This is a genomic window from Pseudoalteromonas sp. SG43-8 (genome assembly GCF_014164245.1).
GTDB lineage: Bacteria > Pseudomonadota > Gammaproteobacteria > Enterobacterales > Alteromonadaceae > Pseudoalteromonas > Pseudoalteromonas distincta.
In genome coordinates this window covers 19,463-42,188 of sequence record NZ_JACJEX010000018.1, presented here as the reverse complement: position 1 = coordinate 42,188, position 22,726 = coordinate 19,463, and the positions used below count along the sequence as shown (strand labels likewise).

Below are 22,726 nucleotides of genomic sequence, written 5' to 3'. Positions count from 1 at the left end.
CGCTCTTTTTGCTCAATGGCACGTGCTTTTTTAGCTTCTGCCTCGGCTTGCGCTTTTTCTTTCTCTTTAGCTTTACGCTCTTGCTCTAGCTTTTTAATATTACGTGCTTCTGATTCGCGTTGCTTGCGTGCATTGGCCGCTCTGCGTTCTAAATCACGGATACGTTTATCTTCAGCACTTTTTTTATCTTTTTCTTTCTTTTGAAGCTCAGCAATTTTTTGCTCAACTTGTTTTTGATCAACTGTAACGGCTGATACCGCTTTATCTGGCGTAGGTATAGCCGAATTAAGCGTTACTTCCATTACTTTAGGTGTTGGCGGATGAATATTTGCAGAAGCATACAAAAATCCACCAATCCCTAAATGAAGTACTATTGATTTTACTACTGAACTATTCATACAGCTACTTCCCCTCAAAGGATTCAGTCATTAATCCTACTGATGGTACGCCTGCATTTTTCAAAAAATCCATTAGTAATAATACTTCTTGATACGACACCTTACCCGAGCCTTTAATCATTACCGGCACGTCAGGGTTTTTCATTAGCTGTAATTTTATAACCGCAGCTACATCAAGTGCTTCCATAGGCTCTTCTGGATCTGTACCTACACTCACGTAATATTTACCTTGTGCATCTATTGAGGCAATAATAGGCGGAGTATCTTTAGTATCAACTAAATCAGACTCTTCCATTTTAGGTAAATCAACTTTTACACCATGCGTAATAAGCGGTGCTGTAGCCATAAATATTATAAGTAGTACCAACATTACATCAATGTAAGGTACTACATTAATCTCTGCGACCGGACGGCGCTTTTTACGCTGATACATTCGCTTGTGCCTCTATTTGTGTAGCTGCTTGACGGTGTAAAATATTAGCAAACTCTTCCATAAAGTTAATATAGTGAGACTCAAGCTTTTCAACACTGTTTGAAAAACGGTTATAAGCAATAACAGCAGGGATCGCCGCAAATAAACCCATAGCAGTCGCAATAAGTGCCTCTGCAATACCAGGTGCTACCATTTGTAATGTAGCTTGCTTAACTTCACCTAGTGCAATAAAGGCATTCATTATACCCCACACTGTACCAAACAAACCGATGTACGGACTTATAGAACCTACTGTTGCTAAAAACGATAGGCTAGATTCCATTTTTTCAATTTCACGAGAAAGCGCAACACGCATAGAGCGGTGCGTTCCTTCCATAACAATACTCGCACTTTGAAATGTATTCTTTTTATGGCGAGCAAACTCTTTAAAGCCCGAAGTAAACAAAGCTTCAATGCCTTGAGACTGACCGCTGCGTGACGATATCTCGTTATATAATTTGCTTAAATCAATACCCGACCAAAACTTTTGCTCAAATTTCTTAGCATTTATTAGCGCATCCGATATTGCTTTTTTACGTTGAAATATAATTGTCCACGACATTACAGACATGGCAACTAGCCCTAACATTACTAATTGAACAAGCAAACTTGCTTCTAAAATTAGATCTAAAAAATTAAGCCCTGATCCCACGTTAAACTCCTAAATAATTTCAAAATACGGCAAATTGGTTAATTTGTGTAAATATGACCGCTTACACGGCCAAAAGTTGCATCTAGTGTATCTAGTCCATTTCAAGCTGACAACGGTATTGCTATGAATAGGCAACAAAAAACGTTAAAAAAACAGCTTTAGTTAGCATTTCCCTTTGTCTCAGTATTTTATTTAAACTTTGAAACAAACTCGCTAACTATAAATATGCGTAAATATATACATGAAACGTCATAAAATGCGCCGTTTATTCAAAATAAGAGCATAAACACTCAAAACCTATAAGCCTCACCTGTACGTAATAGTAAAACTAATACCGAGCTATAACGAAAAAAATTACTTAAGTTATAAATTTCATAAACTTATAAATTTAACGATTAATTAACGCACAAGATTCAAACAACAATAAAATTCACTAAATTAGTTTTTCTAATCTGAAAATACAAATTTTCTAGTTTGAACAAAAAAGTAAACTTACGTATTATTCTCCCATACCGAGCTAGCGCACTGAATGAGATAGTTTCATTAAGCCAAGTTCTTAGTAATAGGATATTTTATCGTATTACATTGTTTTACTCTTTCTGGATAAAACCAAATTTAGTAAAACGTAGTTCCCCTGGATTACTTCCTTCAACTTGTTGTTTGCCCGCATTTTTTGCGGGCTTTTTTTTTGCCTGCAATTTAGTGCGCTACATATTTTATTTATAAACTAATAATTGCCCTACCTAATTTACAATAAGTAATTCGCTTACTAGTTTGAATGGTACGCAGAATAGCTTCGCGAGTCTTAACGCCCTGTGAATTAACAGTTAACTATAAAGCGTATTTGTATTTTGAAATAACATTTGCAACAGAGTGTTGAGGTTTTGAGTATAATAATTTGAAACAAAGGGATACTGAGACAATTACCTGCTGCGCAATAAACCACAGCAAGTAAAGTATATAGGCTAGTCTTTTTTAGGAAGTAAACCAAAGTGATGATATGCACTGTCAGATACTATGCGCCCACGTGGTGTACGCTGAATAAATCCTTGCTGGATTAAAAATGGCTCTATTACATCTTCTATTGTTTCGCGCTCTTCACCAATAGCAGCCGCTATATTGTCGAGCCCTACTGGGCCGCCCATAAATTTTTCGATTATGGCGAGTAAATATTTGCGGTCCATATAATCAAAACCACTTTTATCTACGTCAATCATATCAAGGGCTCGCTTAGCTACATCGGCATTTACTGTGCCGTCATATTTTACTTGAGTGTAATCGCGTACACGGCGCAATAAGCGGTTTGCAATACGTGGTGTGCCGCGCGAGCGCTGGGCAATTTCGGTAGCGCCATCGTCACACATTTCTAAACCAAGATAATGTGCTGAACGCCCTACTATGTGCGATAAATCTTCTACAGAATAAAACTCTAATCGCTGCACAATTCCAAAACGGTCACGCAGTGGCGATGTAAGTGAGCCTGCTCGTGTGGTTGCACCAATAAGTGTAAATGCAGGTAAGTCTAATTTAATAGAACGCGCAGCTGGGCCTTCACCAATCATTATATCAAGCTGGTAGTCTTCCATTGCGGGATAGAGTATTTCTTCAACTTGTGGGCTTAATCTGTGTATTTCATCAATAAACAGTACATCGCCTTCTTCTAAATTGGTAAGTAGTGCGGCTAAATCACCTGCTTTTTCAAGTACAGGGCCTGATGTTGTTTTAATACTTACGTGTAATTCATTGGCGACAATATTTGCAAGCGTGGTTTTACCAAGCCCAGGTGGGCCAAATATTAATAAATGATCGAGCGCTTCACCACGGGTTCGCGCAGCTTCAATAAAAATTTCCATTTGCTGCTTAACATGAGGCTGGCCTCTATAGTCGGCTAAAAGTTTTGGTCTTATTGCACGATCTATAGAATCTTCATTTGTTTTTTCAGTCGCATCAATTAAGCGATCCGCTTCAATCATGGGTTACTCACAACATAGATTTTAAAGATTCTCTAATAAGAACCTCAGTAGACATATCGGGTTTACTTATCGATTTTACTGCTTTTTGAGCTTGTGGCAATTTATAACCTAATGCAAGCAGTGCCGATACGGCATCATCCGCTGCATTATTAGCAATTGTCGCATCGCTCATTGGCTCTATTACTGCGCTATCGCTAAATGGTGTAAATAAATCATTACCCCAATCTTTTAGTCTGTCTTTCATTTCGAGTACTAAACGCTCCGCTGTTTTTTTACCTACACCGGGTAATTTAACAAGCGATGTTGAGTCTTCGTTATTTACACAACTTACAAATTGTTTTGCCGACATGCCCGATAAAATAGCTAAGCCAAGTTTTGGCCCTACGCCATTTGCTTTTAATAGCTCTCTAAACAAGGCACGTTCAACTTTATTATTAAAACCAAATAATAGCTGAGCATCTTCACGCACTACAAAGTGAGTGTAAACAATCGCATTTTCACCAATTTTTGGTAAATCGTAAAAACAGGTCATCGGCATTTGTACTTCGTAACCTACACCACTTACTTCGAGTAATATTTCTGGTGGCTGTTTTTCGACTAAAATACCATTTAAGCGGCCTATCATAATTATTTCCTTAAACGTCCTCTAACGGTTTTGCTTGCGCTGCCCGCTAGTTTAATTAAATTTTGTTCTGAGTGGGCGTGGCAAATCGCAATAGCGAGTGCATCAGCTGCATCGGCCTGTGGCGTACCGGGTAGTTTTAAAATATTTTTTACCATGTGTTGCACTTGTGTTTTATCTGCGCCACCGTTGCCTACTACTGCTTGCTTAATTTGCCTAGCTGAGTATTCGAATACGGGTAAGTCGGCCATTGCAGCGCCAACAATCGCAGCACCTCTAGCTTGGCCTAGTTTTAAAGCTGAATCGGGGTTGTGCGCCATAAATACTTTTTCAATGGCAAAGGTTTCTGGCGAAAACTGCTCAATAAGCTGTGTAATGCCTTGGTAGATCATTTTAAGCCTAACCGGAAAAGGATGATCGGCTAACTTAATACAGCCACTGCCTAAGTATGTAAATTTAGAACCTTGATGGGCAACAACACCATATCCGGTCAAACGTGAACCAGGATCGATCCCTAAAATGATGGCCAAACAGCGCTCCATTGTTATTATTTTTAAATTACGCTAATAATGCCAGAGCACTGTATAAATTACCAGTACAAAGAAAAACAAAAATGCCCACGTACTAGGTGGGCATTTACAGGAGTATGTTAGTTTAAGCTTACCCTAGGGCACGCACTAATCCTTGGGTGTTTTGTTTAAGTGTTCGGGCAATCATTAAATAACCTAAACCAGCCACAAATACGCCACCAGCTACCGGACCAATAATCCATATATGTGGGTGTAACTTACCTGCTAAATCAAACATTTGTTGCTGCACAATTAAAAGCGCTATATCACTAAAAAATGCAGCCACTAAACCAGCTAAACCGCCGAGTAATAAAAACTCATACAGGGTCGCGTTTTTAATTAATCGGCTTTTAGCGCCTAGCGTTCGAAGTATTACAATTTCTTGCATGCGCTCACCTAAACTAGCTTGCACTTGCGATATAAGTACAAGCGCGCCACACAGCACAACAATTGCCAGTACAAAGCCAATGGCGAGTGATACTTGCGAAATAGTTGTTTGTATTTGCTTAACAAAGTTATCAATATCAATCGCTGTAATAGTAGGGTAAGTACGCAATAACTGGCTAAAATCACGCTTTTGATCTGGGTTTATACGTACCGACGAAATATACGTTGCCGGAAAATCTGCAAGTACATCTGGGCTTAAAATAATAAAAAAGTTAGGTTTAAGCGTGGCCCAATTAACTTTGCGCACACTGGTGATTTTAGCGTCGAACGACTGCGAACCAATTAAAAATGTAAGCGTATCGCCTATCTCAACATCTAAACGCTCAAGCATCGACTCCTCTACTGAGGCTTCAGCCATCGCATTTTCACCAAACCACGTGCCTTGTGTTACTTCATTTTGGTCAGGCACATCTTTAAGCCATGTAAGGTTTAGCTCGCGGCCAATACCTGCACGTGCTTCTTCGTCTTTTTTCTCGTTGTCTTGCAGCGATACAGAACGTGCTACCAACTCGCCATTCACCGCATTTACGCGCCCACGAATAGTTGGATAAAACTCTGATACCTGAATATCTTTTTGAGCTAAATATTCATTAATTGGCTCAAGCTCATTTTGAGTAATATTAACTAAAAACGCATTTGGCGCATCGTTTGGTAGTTGCGACTGCCAATCAGATATCATGTCGTTTTTAAGTACCACTAAAAACAGCAGTAATTTAATCGCTAACGAAAAACTAATTAACTGTACCGCGTTCACATTTGCACGCTTTTGAATGGATGCAATTGCAAGCGACCAACTGTTACCTGGCTTTAATCCTAGTTTTCGACCACCACCAAATATTAATTTAGATACTAAAAACAGCACACCAATTAGCGCAAGTGTTGATATAAACAAAATAAGCGTTATTTTTATGTTGTTACTAAATAACCACATTAATAAAAACACAGTTAGCGCACTCATACCTAAATGCACACGACTTACAGCCAACTTGTCGCCTAAGTTACGGCGCAGAACTCTAAGCGGCGGAATATCAAATAAATCAAATAACGGTTTGATAGAAAACATAACAGCACAAATTACGCCAGTGCTTATAGCCACCAGCCAAGGTTTAAAGCCACCTAAAGGCAGCTCTGTGCCCATACTTTTTGATAAGTAACTTGTTGCTATTTCTTGCAAGCCATAACCAATTAACAGCCCTATACTTACCGCCATTGCACATACAAGCAATAAATGAAGCATGTATATTTTGCGGATCATTGAGCGGCTACCGCCGAGCGTTTTCATCATCGCTACTGGGTCGTATTGGCGTTCACAATAACGTTTTGCTGAAACAGCTATAGCCACTGCTGCCAAAATAATGCCCAGTAAACCAGCTAGTAATAAAAAGCTCTCAGCGCGGTTTAAGCTGTTTGAAATGGGTGATTGGCGGTCTTTAACGCCATACCATTGTTGGTTTTCTTTCATTTGTGGTTTAAGCCACTCGTAAAAGCTATTTATGTCGGCCTCACTACCTGCATAAAGTTGGCGGTAATAAACACGACTACCCGGCTGCACAACTTCGGTTTTTGCCACATCGTCAATATTGATAAGCACGCGGCGGCTGCTCGAAAATACATTAAATGGCGCATCGGGCTCTTCTACAATAACTTTTGAAACATTAAATAATGCAGCGCCAAGCTCTACTTGCGCGCCTATATCAATATTTAAACTGTAAAATACCGACTCACTTAGCCACACATTACCAGGCGTTGGTCCGCTATTAGCAACCTTAGTTTCACCGGTTAGGGTATCTTTAACTTTTAACTGCCCTTTTAACGGGTACGCATTAGATGCCGCTTTTACTGAGCTAAACTGCATTTCATCATCGGCAAACAACATAGTGTCGAAGTACACCATTTGCGCCGTTTTTAAATTTTGGCTCTGTGCTTTAGTAATAAAAGCAGTATCGAGAACATGATCGCTTGCAAGTACACGGTCTGCAGCAATAAAAGCACTGCTTTTTTGCGCAATACTTTGCCCTATCCGCTCAGTAACCATCGACAGTGTAAGCACGGTTAAAACAGCAAGGGCGATAGCTGCGCTAATAACTGTTAGCTCACCACGGCGAAATTCTCGCGAAAATAACTTAAGCGCTAACTTAACCCACATTAGCAATGTCCTCTACTTGGCTTTTTACCAGTAAGCCCGCTTCTATTTGAATAATGTGCTCACATTTTTGTGCAAGCCCTTCATCGTGAGTAACCAAAATAAGCGTGGTGCCGTGTTGCGTGTTTAAATCAAATAATAAGGATTCAATCATTTTACCGTTTTTGCTGTCTAAATTAGCCGAAGGCTCATCAGCAAATAGTATTTTAGGTGTACCAATAAATGCTCGCGCAATAGCAACACGTTGCTGTTCACCGCCAGAGAGTTGCGACGGGTAATGATCAATTCGATGGCTCAAGCCTACTTTTTCAAGTAATGCAATTGCTTGCTCTTTTGCATCACTTTCACCAGCGAGCTCTGCTGGCAGCATAACGTTTTCTAGTGCCGTTAAGCTTTGTACTAACATAAACGATTGAAATACAAATCCAATTTTAGCCGCGCGCAGTGCAGCACGCTCTTCTTCATCTAAATTGTGTAATGGTTCACCATCTAAAAATATTTCACCGCTGCTGGCGGTGTCCAGCCCTGCTAATAAACTGAGTAACGTAGATTTACCAGAGCCCGACGTGCCAACAATAGCAACAGACTCGCCATGCTTGACATTAAAGCTGATGTCGCTGAGGATGGGCAGCTCACCTTCAAAGGTAGAGACTATTTTAGACAAACCATTAACCTGAATTATATTTAATTGAGAAAGCGCTGACATATGACTCATTCAATCCTTCGTTTAGTATTCATTTTATTTTTAGTTATCAAACCGCTGAGCGCAGCAGCCGACAACACGATTTTAATACTCGGTGACAGTTTAAGCGCAGCCTACGGACTTCAACAAGAAGAAGGCTGGGTAAAATTGTTACAAGATAAATACGATGACGAACAAGCCGACATTGAACTTATCAACGCCAGTATTAGTGGCGAAACATCTGGTGGAGCCCTACGCCGTTTAGATGCATTGCTTGAGCAATACGAACCCACTCATGTACTTATTGAGCTAGGTGCTAATGACGGTTTACGTGGTTTTCCAGTCAAAAAAATGCAAACTAACTTAACGTCTCTTATTCAAAAAAGCCAAGCAGCTAATGCGATGACCGCCTTAATGGAGATTTACATTCCCCCTAATTACGGCCCGCGTTACAGTAAAATGTTTACTGACACTTTTTCGCGCGTTAGCGAAGAAACAAATGCGCATTTAATGAACTTTTTTATGCTCGATATTGCCAGCCAACCTGAGCTAATGCAAAACGATAGTTTACACCCTAACAAAAAAGCTCAGCCATTAATACGAGATGAGATGTATGACTCGATCAAAAAGTGGTTAAATAAAGACTAGCTAATTAATACACCGCAAGGGCGCCTTTTTAGGCCTCTTGCGTAATAAATACCCAAACAAACAATCGCTTATTGATTTTTAAAAAAATACACGTACTATTGCAAACAACGTCGGTATGTAGCGCAGCTTGGTAGCGCACTGTCATGGGGTGGCAGGGGTCGAGAGTTCGAATCTCTCCATACCGACCATTAATACCAATCCGCAATAATACTTAATCATTTTGCGGGGCTAAACGTGTCGCTACCTGTGTTAAAAAATTCTCATTTAGAACAACTAAATAGCGAATTTTTTGCCTAGCTATCAACACGTTTTTCCATCCTAAAAATAGATCACTTAATTAAGCGAATTGGTATAAACTCCCTCTATATCAATAAGTTAAACTTCTCTTCAAAATATAGCCAAAATTCATCTGTTTTGATTCTACAATTTATCCGTAGCACTACCTTATTTATCTAAGCGCACTTAATAAAACTGAGTTTAGCTGGCTAGTTTTGTGGTTTTTGAGGGAGGTTGTATTTAATTGTTATTAACTTGAAGTGGCCTTTGTGGGATCTATATAAAGCCATTTAATTTCAATTTATTGAAATTAAAATAAAAAAGCGCTCTAAGCGCTTTTTTATTAAAGTACTAGTGCTTGCGCCCTACACCATTACGTACCATATCTTGCCCTGTTTGGAATACATCTTCTGTAATACCGCGCGCTAAAAGTAATTTTTGATTATCGTCAAACACGGCTACAAAACGACTACCATCACTATTGTTTGTTGCCATACCAACGCCCGAAACACCCTTAAGGCCAAGACCGCCGTTTTCTACATTTAATAAAAAGCTTTCTAATTCGGCTAGACTAGAAATTACATCATTTTCTTTATTCATTTTAACACTCTTTTAGTAAGGCTTTTAAATCATTATGGTGGCTATTTTATATAGAAGAGCCAAAAACTTAAACCCTTGGCTCAGGTTAGTCACTAAATCGACTTTATAGCTAACTTTAAATTGCTTAGCGCACAACCAAACTCTTTTGCATTGATGCGATGATACTGCGTGTCACTCGTTGCTGTAAGGCTAATTATAAACTCGTCTTGTTGGGCTACCGCGCTTTGCTCTTGGCTTAAACACATAGCTTGAGTAAGTGAACGCAGTTTTGAATTTATTAAAATTGAGCCAAAACGCTGCACTGGCAGTGGAGGTATTTTTATAGCGGGTAACGCTTCATCTATTGTGCGTGCGCTTAAGGTAAACGTGTTATTGGTAATTTCAATTACACTGCTTGTAGGCCAGTACGAATAGCTATAGCTCTTACTCTCAGGTTGGGCTTTACCTTGGTTAGCCAAATGCACTACACCACTTTTGCCTATTACGGTTATTAAACTACCTTTTGGCGATTTAATAACAACTAAGGCTGTATTTTCATCAATACCAAATCCATGTTGAATCTCTGTTTTAGTATTTTTCACTTCGTTATTATTTAGCGTTGCTGCAAGCCTAAATGTACGGTTTTGTTCGCTAAATTGAATATCTAGTACACCAAAGTTAAAACTGCCCAGCCCACCAGCATTAGTGTTATTTTCACTTTTACGAAGTGCCTCAAGGCTTGTCGTATTTGTAAGCATGCCCGTCACTTTACTTTGGATTGCAGCACCGGCTCCTTCACCTACAATTACTGGGCGAGTTTGCAATGCTTGCGTCCACGGGTATGGGTTATTGTTTTGATCAAATAATACCTTATGAGTTAATGCTGCATTACCGCTATTAAACATCACACCGGTACTATTTTTAATAAGTGATACAAGTGCATTAGTGCCATTTTTGCATAAAGCGTATTCGGCCTTTGTGCGATCGGGGTAAATTGCTTCACGGTTATACACATTCATTAATGAATTTCTAAGTGCGGGTAATTCATCGCACGAGTTACTTGTAATCGCTTTAGCAAGCGCTGGGGTTAGTGCTAACCATTGAGTGCTTATATTTGATTGTGCTAAAAGGCTCTGCGCTAAATCTGCCGACTCATAAGGGTCGCGGCTCGATGCCGTAATAGCAAGCATGGTGGGTTTTGCGTTATTAACTTTTAAACTGCCCGACACAAATTGTAAAATACTATTAGTCGCGACCTCATTATTAAAATCGGTATTTACGTGCTCTTTTAAACGCTCACCGTTTTTATTAAGTAGCGGTACTTCTAGCATATCAAATACAAAGTTGTATTCTTGCTGAGTCAGGCTTTCTAATTGCTGGTTATTTATATCGCGCCATAGCCAGAGTAAATCAGTTTTTGATACGTTATTTGACGATTTACTTTGTATGGTTTTAAGTGTTTTTAATACAGCTGTTTTTGTCTCAACATTATTATCAGGCCACTGCTGCGCGATATTTTTTATTTGAGGGCTGCTAAGTGTATATAAATTATGTGACTTACCATCAATAACAGCCTCTTTTTGGCAATTATTAAGCTCAGCGCTAGTGCAGGTAGTAAGCTCTGACCCCACTAAAATTAAAGTTTGGCTCTGCTCTTGAGCCACTGCATTTATTGAAAACCCTGCGCCGAACAATGCCACTACCATACCTAGTAACTTCGGCTGTTGATCACGTAAAAATGCACATATCATAATGTAAACTCTAATATAAATAATAAAACTAATGTGCTGTAGTTTAACAGCTAGCCACTTACGCCTAAATATATTTTTATAAATGTTAAATAATTCAAGCCCCTAAAAAGCGATAGCGTTAAGTACTTCATTTAAATAGATTGTTTAGTTTACATACTTACCCTTATAAATATTGACTAAACAAATTTAAACAGCGCATTTATTGATCAAACCCATTGTTTAAATTATGGTGGTGCATTGTTTTATGTAACTGGAGTGAAATATGGACTTCTCTAATGAAGAGGTAAATTTTTTTGCTGAGTTATTTAAGCCAAATACTAAGCAACGTTCCCCTCGTGACCATATGCTTACAATGAAAAGCTCTATACCTGCGAATATTGCTAACCTTTTTACCCACGCTAATCTAACTTTGCTTGCTGAAGTTGCTAATTACCAACTTTGGTTTCCCCTGCAATTAAAAATTGATGAGTTAGGTGTAATTAATCCCACCTTGAGCGCACCAGAAGTAATTGATACAAAGGGCACTCAACGTAGTTGGCGCTGGAGTGAGCTAAATATTAAAAGCCAAGGTTTTAATATTGAATCGATTTCCAGTACAGGTATATTTTTAAAACCATTAAAAAGTGGAAAGAGCGTAAAAAAATTACAGCACATGAGCTTTACCTTACCCAACCAAGAAAGCATATCGATAGATGTAGAACCCGTTAGGCAAAGTAGCCTAGGAATTGCAGCAAAAATAACTCAGATTCATAGCGGACAAGAGCAATTACGCGCCTATCTGTTTGAAGAACATAAACGCCAATATGCTAAGCTGTACGAAGATGGACAATTAATTGAACAGCTAATTTAGTTTCTTTTAAACACTCACAAGCACTTCGCTTGGCTTTATTTAACCCCCTCTCAATGTTAATCTGTCCACTATTAATAAATCATAAGGATATGACAATGCCAGGTGCTTTTGCGCACATTACTGCCGTTAATATTGCAACGCAAACCAAATCACTCGCTAAAATGGATATGCCTAAAAAAGCAAAGCTTATTTTAAGCCAACGCCAAGCATACCTTGAACTAGGCTGTGTAGCCCCCGATTACCCTTATTTAGCTGTTGCGCAGCCTAGCCAAAATGCATGGGCCGATCTAATGCATTACGAGCACACAGGCGATTTGCTAAAAGCCATGATTGAACACTGTAAAACACTTGAAGGTGAAGCATTTGACAAGTGTTTTGCCTGGTTATGCGGTTATATGGCCCATGTTGCTGCAGATATAACAGTGCACCCGGTTGTTGAATTAAAAGTAGGCCCGTATGAGCAAAACCAAACGGCGCACCGTACCTGCGAAATGAATCAAGATGCGTTTATTTGGCAACGTTTAAATTTAGGTGAGTTAGGCTACGCTGATCGCGTACAACAAAATATTGGCTCTTGTACTAATGAGGACGATAATTTTGATACCGATATTACACAAATTTGGCAACATGCATTATTAACAGTTCACCCAAGCTACGCCGCACAACACGCTCCTAACTTTAATTCATGGCATAACGGTTTTCAGCTTGTAGTAAATAATGTTGAAGAAAGCTATCGGTTATTCGCCTGTGCACGTCATGTTGCTGCTGATTTAGGTTTGTTTTATCCCCGTCCAAACGAAGTAGACCCTACCTTTATTGAACAACTAAAAACGCCGCACGAGCCTATGCATTACAACGATATTTTTGACTTTGCCGTTAGTAACATTCAGCACTACATAACCATTATCAGCAATGCCGTATTTTTAGATACTGATTACAGTGCAATTAAAAATTGGAACCTAGATACAGGCTACGATGAACACAATACGATGACGGTATGGAGAAAATAAAATGAAACACTTACTTTGTATAAGCCTCATAGTATTACTTGGCGGTTGCTACACCCCTAAAAACAACAATCCAGAAGTGATGGCCGACTTAGCCTCGCAATTAAAAGATATTGCTACAGCCGTTGATGGCACACTAAAATTTAGTGAAACATCCTATTCAACAACTGATGAATTGTTAAAAGCTGCTGTTAATAACGATTTAAGCAAACTTGCACCCTTTGGGAAATACACCCTTATTGTAAACGTACAAGATGATAACGCAGTGCTACTTTTATGTGATGCTAATACTGCTTTAATTGAAGATGCAGGCTGTACCGCTCAATCAGATATACAGCATTGGGGATCAGGAGTTATTCATCAGTGCGAAATAACTATAAACGCCCAACAGCTCTGTAACTAGGCAATAAAATACCCGCTATACATTTAAAGTTGAGCCGCTATCTCGTTGGAGTTAAATACTAAGCCATAGCGGCTAACATGCGCTGCAAAATTTTCGGCAGGCATTGGCTTCGCAAAGTAAAAGCCCTGAAATTCTTTACACCCCATTTGCGTCATTATTGCTACTTGCTCTTGGGTTTCTACGCCTTCAGCTACACACTTAATATCAAGCTCTTCACACATAACATGCACCGCTTTAACTAAACTTTTTTGACGCGTAGAGCTTGTTACTTGGCTTATTAATGAGCGATCTAACTTGAGCTTGTTAATAGGGTAATCGGCAAGGCGTGCAATATTAGAATACCCCACTCCAAAATCATCAACCGAAATAGTAAAACCCCACGATTGCAGTGTTTGCATAAGCTTTAGCGAATGTGCTTGGTTTGCCTCAAGAGAGGTTTCAGTCAGTTCTAACTCAATCTGAGGTGGCTTTACGTTAAAGTAGGCAAGGTATTTAACCAGTTTTGACATAAAGTCGGTTTGGCTAAAATCAATTAGAGATATATTTATTGCCACCGGCACACTCGGTAAACCCGCCTTGGTCCAATCGGCAATTTGAGCGCACACCTTTTGAATAATCAGGTCGGTTAATCGACTGACCATTCTGTATTCTTCGGCAATAGGAATAAAAACCACTGGCGACACATTACCTAATATTGGACTGTTCCAACGCGCTAAAGCTTCAAGCCCTATACATTGACCCGTTGCATCTACTTTAGGTTGATAATGCACCGACAAATCGCCCTGCTGAAGGGCTTCATCTAATAACATCGAAATTTCATATTTTTCGATAAAAGCTTGTGATTGTTTCTCGTTATAACCACTAAGAGGCATATTACAGTTTGCAACTTTAAGCGCTTCACATGCATTGCTAAGTACTGTTGTGCTGTTTTTTCCGTGATCAGGATACTTTGCAAAACCAAATAAAAATGATTGCTGACACTTAGTGCCAAACACATTATATGTTTTATCTAATGTATTTTTTATTTGCATTAATAGCTTATCTTCAAGCCCACTTTGCGAGTTTGCCCCAATTATAAAAGCCAGCTTTCCTACTCCTATATGGGCACACAACAGCGGCCCATCCGCCATCGCCTTTAAACGCTTGTATGCATTAATGAGTAATGCTTGTGAGTCGGCTTTAGTAAGCTTTAAATTTAAATATTCACTATTTGCACTTTGGGTAACAACGATATAAAAACCTTTTTGGTATTTGCTTGTTAATCTGTCGCATTGCAGCTCAAACCATTCTCTATTGGGTAGTTTTGTTTGCGAGTCTCTAAAGCGTAAACGTTTATTTTCTTGTTCCATCATCGATAAATTTTGTTTAATGAGCTGCTCTTGCGTGCAATCGTAAAAGTCATATACACGGTAGTTTGTGCTCATTGTTATTTGCTGATAACTGGCTTTAAAATAGCTTTTTTTGTACTTCACAATTTTATTTTGCGCATTTGGATCGTCAAAAACTAAAGAGGGGAATAAATGAGAGAGGTTAACGCATTCTTCTTTTAATTCTTTTTTTATACCAAACATATCAATAGCATGTTGATTAAAATCAGTAATAACAAGATTTTCGTCAACAATAATTTTTGCTTTATTTGATTCAGTGAATAGGCTTCGATAAAGCTCATTTTTGTCTTGAAGGTGAGTATTGGCGCTTATCATTGTGTTGTTTAAACGCTTAGCAGCCACAATTGTGCGTGCTACAGCAAGCGGAATACAAATGTTAAAAAATAAAAATATAAGCCCTGTAATGTATAAGCTGGCATCGGGAAGTTGTTGAGCAATGCCGGTTAAGCCCGATACATCAACGTTATTGATGATCATATAAAACGGTACAATATTTAATATGCCATAAGCTAAGGCTGTTCTATGCCCAAGCAGCATAAGTGCGATTATTGGGCAGGAATACATATACATAGAGCCCACTTTTGCAAGCTCTAGGTCTGTTAAAAATAAGTTCATTGACACGCTAGCAGCTACAATGGCGATTAAAAGTGCATGAGCGCTAAAGTGATAAAAACGCTTACTTGCTATAAGTAAACCACATGCAGTAGCAAAAAAGCTGCTTGTTAGTACAATGATATAGATTAAGTTGAATTCAATAGCGCTTGTGTACGTGTGGCACGCCACAGCAAAACATAACACCATTACTAATGATAGAATAATGCGCAGTGCACTTATCCGCCAATTAGCAACCTGACCAGGGGCTGAATAATGATCATTTAATAAAAAGAATCTATTGAAAAAATGCATAATAAACAACAGTTAAAGCTCATTATTCTATTAGACATTGATAACTTGTTAAAATCAATCAAATGAATATAATTTCTATTTACATTGTTCTATAAAATAGACAAGTGTAAACCTGCTTATTAGCCGTTAAGCACTTATTTTTCGAGTGTTTTTACAGTTATCTTCTTTAAGAGCGAAACCACTGCAGCCTAAAAATTCACCGTGCTTAGATTTACGTTTACGCATTTCGCGACCACACTTTTCACAAATTGGATGCTGCGTTTTACAGTCTATATTCACACATTGAGAATATGTGCTTTTATCAACCGATGGGCTACTACAGCTTTTGCACACTCGCAATTTAGTTTTGCAAATTTGCGTATTAGTACAGCTATAATAGTCACCATACTGACCCGTTTTTGGCACAATTAACCCGTCGCTGCACGTATTACACTCTCTTTGCTTAAGTTGCGACTTGTTAAACAATGTTGAAGCGATTTGAATAGGATAATCGTCATTTACTAGTTCTTTTACAAACGCTGAGCATGCATAAGGGTCGGCAATTAAATACGCTTTATGTTTAGCGCGCGTGATACCTACATAAAGCAAACGCCTTTCCTCTGAATGAGTGAATTCATCTTGCTTTGGTAATAACGACTCCACCAGCACATTATTTTGATTATCGCTAGGAAACCCTAATTTACCTTGTTCAAAACCAATAATAATACAGTAATCAGCTTCAAGCCCCTTAGCGCTATGCAATGTCCAAAAATAAAGAGGGTTTGTATGCTTTTTACCTTTTAAATGCTGCTGCACGCTATTTAACATGTACCTATATCGACTAAGTATGGCAATGCTCGCTGATGCATCGTTTTTTTGAATAGTGCTTATGCTCTGCTGTACTTTCATTTCTACCGATTTAGTACCTTGGTATAAATCGTCTAACAAAATAACTTGTGGTGTAGTTACTTGTGTATGTGTGCTGATCTGCTTTTTATATTGCTCAGGGTTTTGCATTACAAAGCGCCCCGCTACATCACTAATACTATTGTTATATCTAAATGTTTTTTGCAACATAGTAAGTGAGTGGCTGCCCACTAATTCATTAAAGCGTGTAGTAAGCGCTAAATTACCACCCGAGAACCGATAAATTGCTTGCCAGTCATCACCTACCGCAGTAAAGCGTATTCCGTTACCATATTTTAATATCGCATTTAAAAAGCCCATACGCGCACTTGATATATCTTGAAACTCATCAACTAAAATGTGGCTCCATGGAATATTAAAATCTCCGCTTACTATCGCCTTTGTTGCTTGAATAATCATGTCGTCAAAATCAATGGCATTTTGCGTGCTTAGTTCATTTATATAAGCGTCATGAATTTGCACTAACAAGTTTGCATATTGTTGATAGTTTTTAATACCACTTTGCTTGATGCGCTGCGCTATTTGCTTATTACTTAGTTGCTCCACTCGAATAGCTTGTAAGCATTTTATGTACTTATCAATGCCTTGCTGCAACTGTCCTGAGTTATTTAAAGTATGAAATATTTCGTCGCTACTTAAAGGTGTTAATTCAACATTATGCTGCTTTAATTGCTTTGCGAGAGTTTGCTCTAGCTTTCCTTCTACCCAGTTGTAATGAAAGGTCTCGAGTAAAGTGGTGCTATTTTTTTTATGTAACTTACGCTTAAATGCAATTTGCTCGTTATAGTGTTTTTTATCTATATCGGCACGAGTATTCCCTTGCTTATCAATGCCAAAGTGCTCTAAGTAAATATCGTATTGGGGTATATAAAAGTCTGGTTGGTATTGCCCACTTAGCTCTGTGCCTTGATTAAAGTGATAATTCACCTCATAACTGTGCGCCACGCAATTCAAATGTAGCCAGTTTGAAATAAGCACTTCCTGATAACTTTTTACTTTATGACCCGCAAGGCTACGGTATTCGTTATCGCGTACGTACCGCTCGTACTGTGCATTATCTTTAAAGCTAAATATATCAATCGGCTCATGGAGTAAATCTACAAATGCTTTTAAAAACTGTGGCTCGGTTTGTATTTTTTTACTTACCCACCCAGTTAACCAACTATTTAATTGAACTGGGTCGGTTGCAAATTTTGACAACTCGATTGGCTTTTTAGCACTTTGTAATAATTTAAGCCCAAGCGCATGAAACGTTAAAATAGTGGGTACTTTGGTATGCAAGTTTGAATGCGTGGCGCGTTTAATAAAGCGCTCTTTAAGCTCATTTGCTGCTGTTTTATTATAGGCCAGCACCAAAATTTGCTCAGGCTTGGCAATATCATACGCTATTAAATCTAACGATTTTGCGACCATCACAGATGTTTTACCTGTGCCTGCTGCCGCTAATACTAGGTTTTTATCGTTATCGCGTATAACCGCTAAGCGCTGCTCTGTTGTTAATGGATTTAACTCTACTTGATTAAAAAAGTCATTTTTAAGAGTTAGTTGTTTTTTTTCATATTTATGGCGCAGCTGTGCGATTGCATCGTGAGTATTGGGTGTGGAGCTCAGTATATTTAAAAATTTAATACTGCTTGGCGATAAGTGTTGTTGCCATGTATTTGTACTTTGAGCGTATTGTTTAGCAAGTAAAAATACTTCGTTATTAAGTATTTTCATGGAACTATCACGTAAAAACTCATCTAAAGCATAACGCTTTAGCAAAGCCTTGGCGTTATTTACTTTTTGCTCAAGCATGGCTGAAAATTGCGTATTAAGGGCGGTATTTAAAGACTTAGCTTGTGCTTTGTTTAAAAAGCTAATTGATGTATTGCTACTATCGCACAAATTAATTTTGGCGCTAAATAAACGATTTTTAAGTATTGAGTAATTATAAAAGTCTTTAATTAAAAATGTCCGTGCGGGAGCACTTCTAAAATGCACAACAAGGCGCTCTTGTTCAATAGTTACGTGTTTAATACGGGTAAAAAAACGGCCTAGCCAACTTGGAGTAGCAATATACAGCGCCATAATACTCAATATGAAGATATGCTTTGACTTGATTGTAACATACTCTTTTATATTACATTTAACGCTAAATAGTAGTCATTTATCGAGCAACCTCTTAGCAGGCTGACTTTTAAAACTTAATATTATCATTTTACTCACAACCATTAACAATTTTAAACATTTACAGATAGCGTGTTGTGTAACAATGCACAAATACACTTAATATATTTACTAGGTATATCCGCAATTAAACAATTATTTATAGCTAATTCAGTGGTTAAAAGGAGCTAACATGCTTAAAAAGTGCATTACCACAAGTGCTTTAATTTTATCATTATGCGCCTGTACATCAGAAACAGAGTCTAATTTAGTAAAAACAAAAGGAATTTGGGCAGGCTTTGAGCTGGTTTCTGACGGTAACCGCACGCGTGTTAACGCAGAACTAAATGCGGGAGATGCTAATGGCTCAAACATTGTTTTAAGCGATAGCGACTCATTACAAGCTGTTGTTAATAACACTGCTATTGAACTTACAAAAGATACCGACTTTTTAGACGTTGATTACCAAGCGTATATAAATGCTACTGATGATAACCAACAGTTTGATATAAAATTTAAACGAGACGATGGCATAAATGCGAATTCAGGTGTGGAACTACCTTTAAATTTTATTATTTTAACCCCGAGTAACAACCAAACTTTTAGTATTAATAGTCCCCTTACAGTTCAGTTAGATGGCACTGATCCCAATAGTACTAGTCAAGTAGAACTTAGCAGTAGCTGCACTAACAATAATAATGAAACACTTTTACAATCAATGCTTTTTGCGCTTAGTACTTCGCGCCTTGAAATAGATTTGCAAAGCTTAGATATGTTTAGCAGCTCGCAAGTAGATCAAAGTAAAACGTGTAGTTTAACAGTTAGTGTAAAGCGTGAACGACTAGGTAGTATTTCGGGTGAGTTCGCAAACCAAAGTTATATTAAAGCCCAGCAATCACGCGCTATTAAAAATATGACTTTAACGTTTTAATTTGCACGCTAATTTACTCAGCGTTAAGCTACGCCTTTATTAAGTAATTTTACCAATTGTAATTGCCCTCCTTATTTATAGGAGAACAAATAACAGTTGATATAAAGGTTTATTATGACTAACAGCACATACCCTATTGGCACACCAGGCAAAAAATGGAATAACAACGATAAAGCCCAGTGGTTAGCACGCCAAAACATTAAACGCAGTTACCAAAACGAAGTCGTAACGCTAATTAATGACCTTAAAAGCACCTTAGATATAGAGCAATACGGCGAGCTTAATTACGCCGCTGGTACTTACCCATTATATATATTAAAAACGCCTAACTTTAATGCCAATAAACCAACTGTTTTAATCACAGGTGGTGTACATGGCTACGAAACCAGTGGCGTACATGGCGCACTTAGATTTGCTAAAACATCCGCTATGCAACACTCAGAGCAGTTTAATATTGTTGTTGCGCCCTGCATTAGCCCTTGGGGATATGAAACTATAAACCGCTGGAACCCTGATGCTATTGATCCTAACCGCTCATTTTACGAAGGCAGCCCAGCACAAGAGTCAGCAGCTATTATGGCGTTTGTAAAATCACTCAATGTAGACTTAGTTGCTCATATTGATTTACACGAAACAACCGACAGCGATAACAGTGAATTTAGACCCGCACTTGCTGCCCGTGAAGGCACAACAAACACTAATTGGAACATACCTGATGGGTTTTATTTAGTGGCCGATACCAATAAGCCTGAGCCTGAATTTCAAAAAGTAATTATCGAAGATGTAGCAAAGGTCACGCACATTGCACCGAGTGATGAAAATAACCAGTTAATAGGCGTCCCTCAAGAGCAATTTGGCGTTATTAATTACGCAGCACGCGATTTAGGTTTGTGTATGGGCTTTACAGATGCACCCTATGTAACCACAACAGAGGTATACCCTGATAGTCCAACAGCCACAGATGAAGAATGTATTTTGGCGCAAGTAGCGGTTATTAAAAGCGCCCTTAACTATATTAAAGCACTTTAATAAGTTTGCAGCCGCTTGTACCCTCTTGGCTGCTAAACTAAATTTAGATAAAAAGCTAATTTAGGAGGTATTAATGGAATACAAAAATAAAAACGGACACGTTAATTTATCGCTTGAAAATAATATAGTTATTGCACAATTTAGCGGAAACCTAGAACTTGAGCTTTTAAGTAATTTTAAAACAGCGCTTTTTGAAACCATTCAATCATTTAAAGGCGAGAAATGGGGTTATATAAGTGACTCATCAAACGTTGTAGCAGCAACCCCACAGGCCGAGCAAGAAATGGTAGCCATAAGCCACAGCATGCAGCAGAATAACTGTTTAATTAGCGCGTTTGTGCTTACATCACCTATTGCTATAAGCCAAATGCAACGAATAATGCAAAACGCCAAAAGAGACGTTTCTTTCAAAGATTGTCTTTTTGATAATCTAGAATCGGCAAAGCATTTTATTTTAAATGAATTAAACAATGACTTGAGCTAAGTAAAGCTCAAGTCGTTGTTTATATAGAGCTTATATACTGTACTAATTTTTATAAAATTGGCTGTCTTTGGTTATAGTAATGCTGGCATCTTCCTGCGCTGTTACTACAAATTGTAACTTACTCACTTTGTGCGCAATATTGTAACCATCGGCTGTTACAGTAACGGGGACTCTTTTCATTGCTCCTGGCTGTATAAGTGTAGAACTTGGACTTGAGAGTGTTGCTTCTGGCAAGCCCTCTATGGCAATACTGTAATGCAGTGCTTGCTGCGTTTTATTAATAATAGTAAGTGTATAAGGGTTTTCTACCAGGCCCTCGTAGTTCACTCTATAAAGCGCGTTCCTATCGCGTAGTACTGAGGCTTCTATTGGTGTGCGTTGCAGCATCCATGCAAACATAGAAATTATTAACAAAGCCGTTAATGCGCCGTAACCTATTAGTTTTAATCTAAATGGATTGGTTTTTTTGCCTTCCATTTGTTTTTCACTGGCGTATTTAATTAAGCCTTTTTGATAACCAAATTTCTCCATAGTATCGTCGCAAGCATCAATACATAAGCCACAGTTTATACATTCATATTGCAATCCATTTCGAATGTCTATTCCTGCAGGGCATACTTCTACACATAAGTTACAGTCTACACAGTCACCTAAGTTAAGCTCTTTTGGATCAGCTTTGCGTTTACGTGGCCCTCGGCTTTCACCGCGCGTGCTATCATAGGTTACAAGCAACGTATCTTTATCAAACATAACAGCCTGAAAACGAGAATACGGGCAAGCAATCGTGCACATTTTTTCGCGTAAAAACCCTGCATTACCGTAAGTGCAAAAAGCGAATAAAAACACCCAAAAGCTCGTAATACCTGACCATTCAAATGTAAGCATTTCCATATACAAACTTTTTGCTGGAATAAAATACGCCATAAACGAGGTGGCGGTTAAAACTGAAATAATAATCCACGCACTGTGCTTAGTTATTTTTTTGCGCCAAGTACTTAGCGTCCACTGAGATTTATCTAATTTAATTCGCTGATTTCGCGTGCCTTCTATGCGCTGCTCTACCCACGAAAACATGAGCATCCATATTGTTTGCGGGCACGTGTATCCACACCAAACCCGACCAAGCCAGTTGGTTACAAAAAATAACGCAAAAGCCCCCACCATGAATAGTAGGGCTAAAATCATAAAATCTTGAGGAAGGAGTGTTAAACCAAAAATAGTAAAGGTTTGCGTTGCCACATCAAGCAGCACAGCTTGTTGACCGTTATATTGGATCCACGGTATTGCAATAAAAGTTAGCATTAGCAGCCAACCTAAATTACGGCGTATGCGCTGAAAAAATCCTTTTTGCTCGCGGATATAAATTGGCCCTTCGGTGTTATAGGGCTTAATGATCATGTCTTCTTCTTTAATATCAAACTTCATAGTACTTGCTTCATAATGACGGGTATTACGCAAGCAT

The 22,726-nt window shown here is 38.5% G+C and carries 20 protein-coding genes and 1 tRNA gene; 8 read left to right on the top strand and 13 right to left on the bottom strand.

The genetic code is table 11. From position 1 onward, the window contains the following. The 8 genes from tolA to H5122_RS18840 all read right to left on the bottom strand — a co-directional run. A partial coding sequence (gene tolA, locus H5122_RS18875) for a cell envelope integrity protein TolA (protein ID WP_182713006.1) occupies positions 1 to 398 on the bottom strand: 398 nt, incomplete at its 3' end. Between the two features lie 4 nt (positions 399 to 402). Next, positions 403 to 831, bottom strand: a complete 429-nt coding sequence (gene tolR / locus H5122_RS18870; RefSeq protein ID WP_002960641.1) for a protein TolR — start codon at positions 829 to 831, stop codon at positions 403 to 405. After that, positions 818 to 1,522 carry a protein TolQ gene (tolQ, locus tag H5122_RS18865; RefSeq protein WP_002960643.1) on the bottom strand — a complete coding sequence of 235 codons (705 nt, stop codon included), beginning with the start codon at positions 1,520 to 1,522 and terminating at the stop codon, positions 818 to 820. Before tolQ ends, tolR begins: the two co-directional genes overlap by 14 nt. Before the next feature lie 965 nt (positions 1,523 to 2,487). Further along, positions 2,488 to 3,495 carry a Holliday junction branch migration DNA helicase RuvB gene (gene ruvB / locus H5122_RS18860; protein WP_182682942.1) on the bottom strand — a complete coding sequence of 336 codons (1,008 nt, stop codon included), beginning with the start codon at positions 3,493 to 3,495 and terminating at the stop codon, positions 2,488 to 2,490. A 7-nt stretch (positions 3,496 to 3,502) separates the two neighbouring features. Then, positions 3,503 to 4,120 carry a Holliday junction branch migration protein RuvA gene (gene ruvA, locus H5122_RS18855; protein WP_002960647.1) on the bottom strand — a complete coding sequence of 206 codons (618 nt, stop codon included), beginning with the start codon at positions 4,118 to 4,120 and terminating at the stop codon, positions 3,503 to 3,505. 2 nt (positions 4,121 to 4,122) lie between these two features. Beyond that, positions 4,123 to 4,647 carry a crossover junction endodeoxyribonuclease RuvC gene (gene ruvC / locus H5122_RS18850; RefSeq protein ID WP_002960649.1) on the bottom strand — a complete coding sequence of 175 codons (525 nt, stop codon included), beginning with the start codon at positions 4,645 to 4,647 and terminating at the stop codon, positions 4,123 to 4,125. Positions 4,648 to 4,777: 130 nt separating this feature from the next. Further along, entirely contained in the window at positions 4,778 to 7,279 is a 2,502-nt protein-coding gene (locus H5122_RS18845) for an ABC transporter permease (protein WP_182682943.1), read from the bottom strand. Continuing rightward, complete coding sequence (locus tag H5122_RS18840; RefSeq protein WP_182682958.1) at positions 7,269 to 7,982, bottom strand: ABC transporter ATP-binding protein; 714 nt, start codon at positions 7,980 to 7,982, stop codon at positions 7,269 to 7,271. The genes H5122_RS18845 and H5122_RS18840 overlap by 11 nt, the downstream gene beginning before the upstream one ends. Here H5122_RS18840 and H5122_RS18835 point away from each other — a divergent pair, their 5' ends adjacent. After that, positions 7,983 to 8,606 carry an arylesterase gene (locus H5122_RS18835; RefSeq protein WP_039490141.1) on the top strand — a complete coding sequence of 208 codons (624 nt, stop codon included), beginning with the start codon at positions 7,983 to 7,985 and terminating at the stop codon, positions 8,604 to 8,606. Positions 8,607 to 8,717: 111 nt separating this feature from the next. After that, positions 8,718 to 8,794: transfer RNA gene (locus tag H5122_RS18830), tRNA-Pro, on the top strand. 439 nt (positions 8,795 to 9,233) lie between these two features. Here H5122_RS18830 and H5122_RS18825 read toward each other — a convergent pair. Then, complete coding sequence (locus tag H5122_RS18825; RefSeq protein ID WP_024596835.1) at positions 9,234 to 9,482, bottom strand: hypothetical protein; 249 nt, start codon at positions 9,480 to 9,482, stop codon at positions 9,234 to 9,236. Positions 9,483 to 9,574: 92 nt separating this feature from the next. Then, positions 9,575 to 11,212, bottom strand: coding sequence for a cyanophycinase (locus H5122_RS18820; protein ID WP_182682944.1), 1,638 nt, complete (start codon positions 11,210 to 11,212; stop codon positions 9,575 to 9,577). Positions 11,213 to 11,474: 262 nt separating this feature from the next. On the opposite strand from H5122_RS18820, the gene H5122_RS18815 reads away from it, so the two are divergent. The 3 genes from H5122_RS18815 to H5122_RS18805 all read left to right on the top strand — a co-directional run bounded on the left by H5122_RS18815 (position 11,475) and on the right by H5122_RS18805 (position 13,472). Further along, positions 11,475 to 12,062 carry a hypothetical protein gene (locus tag H5122_RS18815; RefSeq protein ID WP_182682945.1) on the top strand — a complete coding sequence of 196 codons (588 nt, stop codon included), beginning with the start codon at positions 11,475 to 11,477 and terminating at the stop codon, positions 12,060 to 12,062. Between the two features lie 95 nt (positions 12,063 to 12,157). Then, the gene (locus tag H5122_RS18810) at positions 12,158 to 13,072 is read left to right on the top strand and encodes a zinc dependent phospholipase C family protein (RefSeq protein WP_182682946.1); all 915 of its coding nucleotides are present in this window, start codon (positions 12,158 to 12,160) and stop codon (positions 13,070 to 13,072) included. A gap of 1 nt (position 13,073) precedes the next feature. Beyond that, positions 13,074 to 13,472: a hypothetical protein gene (locus tag H5122_RS18805; RefSeq protein ID WP_182682947.1), complete on the top strand. Its 399-nt coding sequence runs from the start codon at positions 13,074 to 13,076 to the stop codon at positions 13,470 to 13,472. 23 nt (positions 13,473 to 13,495) lie between these two features. Here H5122_RS18805 and H5122_RS18800 read toward each other — a convergent pair whose 3' ends face one another. Further along, the gene (locus H5122_RS18800) at positions 13,496 to 15,766 is read right to left on the bottom strand and encodes an EAL domain-containing protein (protein ID WP_182682948.1); all 2,271 of its coding nucleotides are present in this window, start codon (positions 15,764 to 15,766) and stop codon (positions 13,496 to 13,498) included. A gap of 126 nt (positions 15,767 to 15,892) precedes the next feature. Next, positions 15,893 to 18,742: a UvrD-helicase domain-containing protein gene (locus H5122_RS18795; RefSeq protein ID WP_182682949.1), complete on the bottom strand. Its 2,850-nt coding sequence runs from the start codon at positions 18,740 to 18,742 to the stop codon at positions 15,893 to 15,895. A gap of 271 nt (positions 18,743 to 19,013) precedes the next feature. Here H5122_RS18795 and H5122_RS18790 point away from each other — a divergent pair, with 271 nt between their 5' ends. From H5122_RS18790 to H5122_RS18780, 3 genes are all read left to right on the top strand, one after another. After that, positions 19,014 to 19,751, top strand: a complete 738-nt coding sequence (locus tag H5122_RS18790) for a hypothetical protein (protein ID WP_182682950.1) — start codon at positions 19,014 to 19,016, stop codon at positions 19,749 to 19,751. Positions 19,752 to 19,865: 114 nt separating this feature from the next. Then, on the top strand, positions 19,866 to 20,780 hold the full coding sequence (locus H5122_RS18785; protein ID WP_182671832.1) for a M14 family metallocarboxypeptidase: 915 nt from the start codon (positions 19,866 to 19,868) through the stop codon (positions 20,778 to 20,780). A gap of 73 nt (positions 20,781 to 20,853) precedes the next feature. Continuing rightward, positions 20,854 to 21,264, top strand: coding sequence for a hypothetical protein (locus H5122_RS18780; protein WP_182682951.1), 411 nt, complete (start codon positions 20,854 to 20,856; stop codon positions 21,262 to 21,264). A gap of 42 nt (positions 21,265 to 21,306) precedes the next feature. Here the strand turns inward: H5122_RS18780 and ccoG are convergent, their stop codons facing one another. Then, positions 21,307 to 22,689, bottom strand: a complete 1,383-nt coding sequence (gene ccoG, locus H5122_RS18775) for a cytochrome c oxidase accessory protein CcoG (protein ID WP_182682952.1) — start codon at positions 22,687 to 22,689, stop codon at positions 21,307 to 21,309. Positions 22,690 to 22,726: the final 37 nt, after the last annotated feature.

Excerpts from the sequence above, each read along its gene's own strand:
- ccoG (WP_182682952.1), bottom strand. The coding sequence starts at position 22,689 with ATGAAGTTTGATATTAAAGAAGAAGACATGATCATTAAGCCCTATAAC.
- H5122_RS18820 (WP_182682944.1), bottom strand. The coding sequence starts at position 11,212 with ATGATATGTGCATTTTTACGTGATCAACAGCCGAAGTTACTAGGTATG.
- H5122_RS18845 (WP_182682943.1), bottom strand. The coding sequence starts at position 7,279 with ATGTGGGTTAAGTTAGCGCTTAAGTTATTTTCGCGAGAATTTCGCCGT.
- H5122_RS18815 (WP_182682945.1), top strand. The coding sequence starts at position 11,475 with ATGGACTTCTCTAATGAAGAGGTAAATTTTTTTGCTGAGTTATTTAAG.
- H5122_RS18840 (WP_182682958.1), bottom strand. The coding sequence starts at position 7,982 with ATGTCAGCGCTTTCTCAATTAAATATAATTCAGGTTAATGGTTTGTCT.
- H5122_RS18810 (WP_182682946.1), top strand. The coding sequence starts at position 12,158 with ATGCCAGGTGCTTTTGCGCACATTACTGCCGTTAATATTGCAACGCAA.
- H5122_RS18795 (WP_182682949.1), bottom strand. The coding sequence starts at position 18,742 with ATGGCGCTGTATATTGCTACTCCAAGTTGGCTAGGCCGTTTTTTTACC.
- H5122_RS18785 (WP_182671832.1), top strand. The coding sequence starts at position 19,866 with ATGACTAACAGCACATACCCTATTGGCACACCAGGCAAAAAATGGAAT.
- H5122_RS18780 (WP_182682951.1), top strand. The coding sequence starts at position 20,854 with ATGGAATACAAAAATAAAAACGGACACGTTAATTTATCGCTTGAAAAT.
- H5122_RS18800 (WP_182682948.1), bottom strand. The coding sequence starts at position 15,766 with ATGCATTTTTTCAATAGATTCTTTTTATTAAATGATCATTATTCAGCC.
- H5122_RS18825 (WP_024596835.1), bottom strand. The coding sequence starts at position 9,482 with ATGAATAAAGAAAATGATGTAATTTCTAGTCTAGCCGAATTAGAAAGC.
- H5122_RS18835 (WP_039490141.1), top strand. The coding sequence starts at position 7,983 with ATGACTCATTCAATCCTTCGTTTAGTATTCATTTTATTTTTAGTTATC.
- ruvA (WP_002960647.1), bottom strand. The coding sequence starts at position 4,120 with ATGATAGGCCGCTTAAATGGTATTTTAGTCGAAAAACAGCCACCAGAA.
- H5122_RS18790 (WP_182682950.1), top strand. The coding sequence starts at position 19,014 with ATGCTTAAAAAGTGCATTACCACAAGTGCTTTAATTTTATCATTATGC.
- tolR (WP_002960641.1), bottom strand. The coding sequence starts at position 831 with ATGTATCAGCGTAAAAAGCGCCGTCCGGTCGCAGAGATTAATGTAGTA.
- H5122_RS18805 (WP_182682947.1), top strand. The coding sequence starts at position 13,074 with ATGAAACACTTACTTTGTATAAGCCTCATAGTATTACTTGGCGGTTGC.
- ruvB (WP_182682942.1), bottom strand. The coding sequence starts at position 3,495 with ATGATTGAAGCGGATCGCTTAATTGATGCGACTGAAAAAACAAATGAA.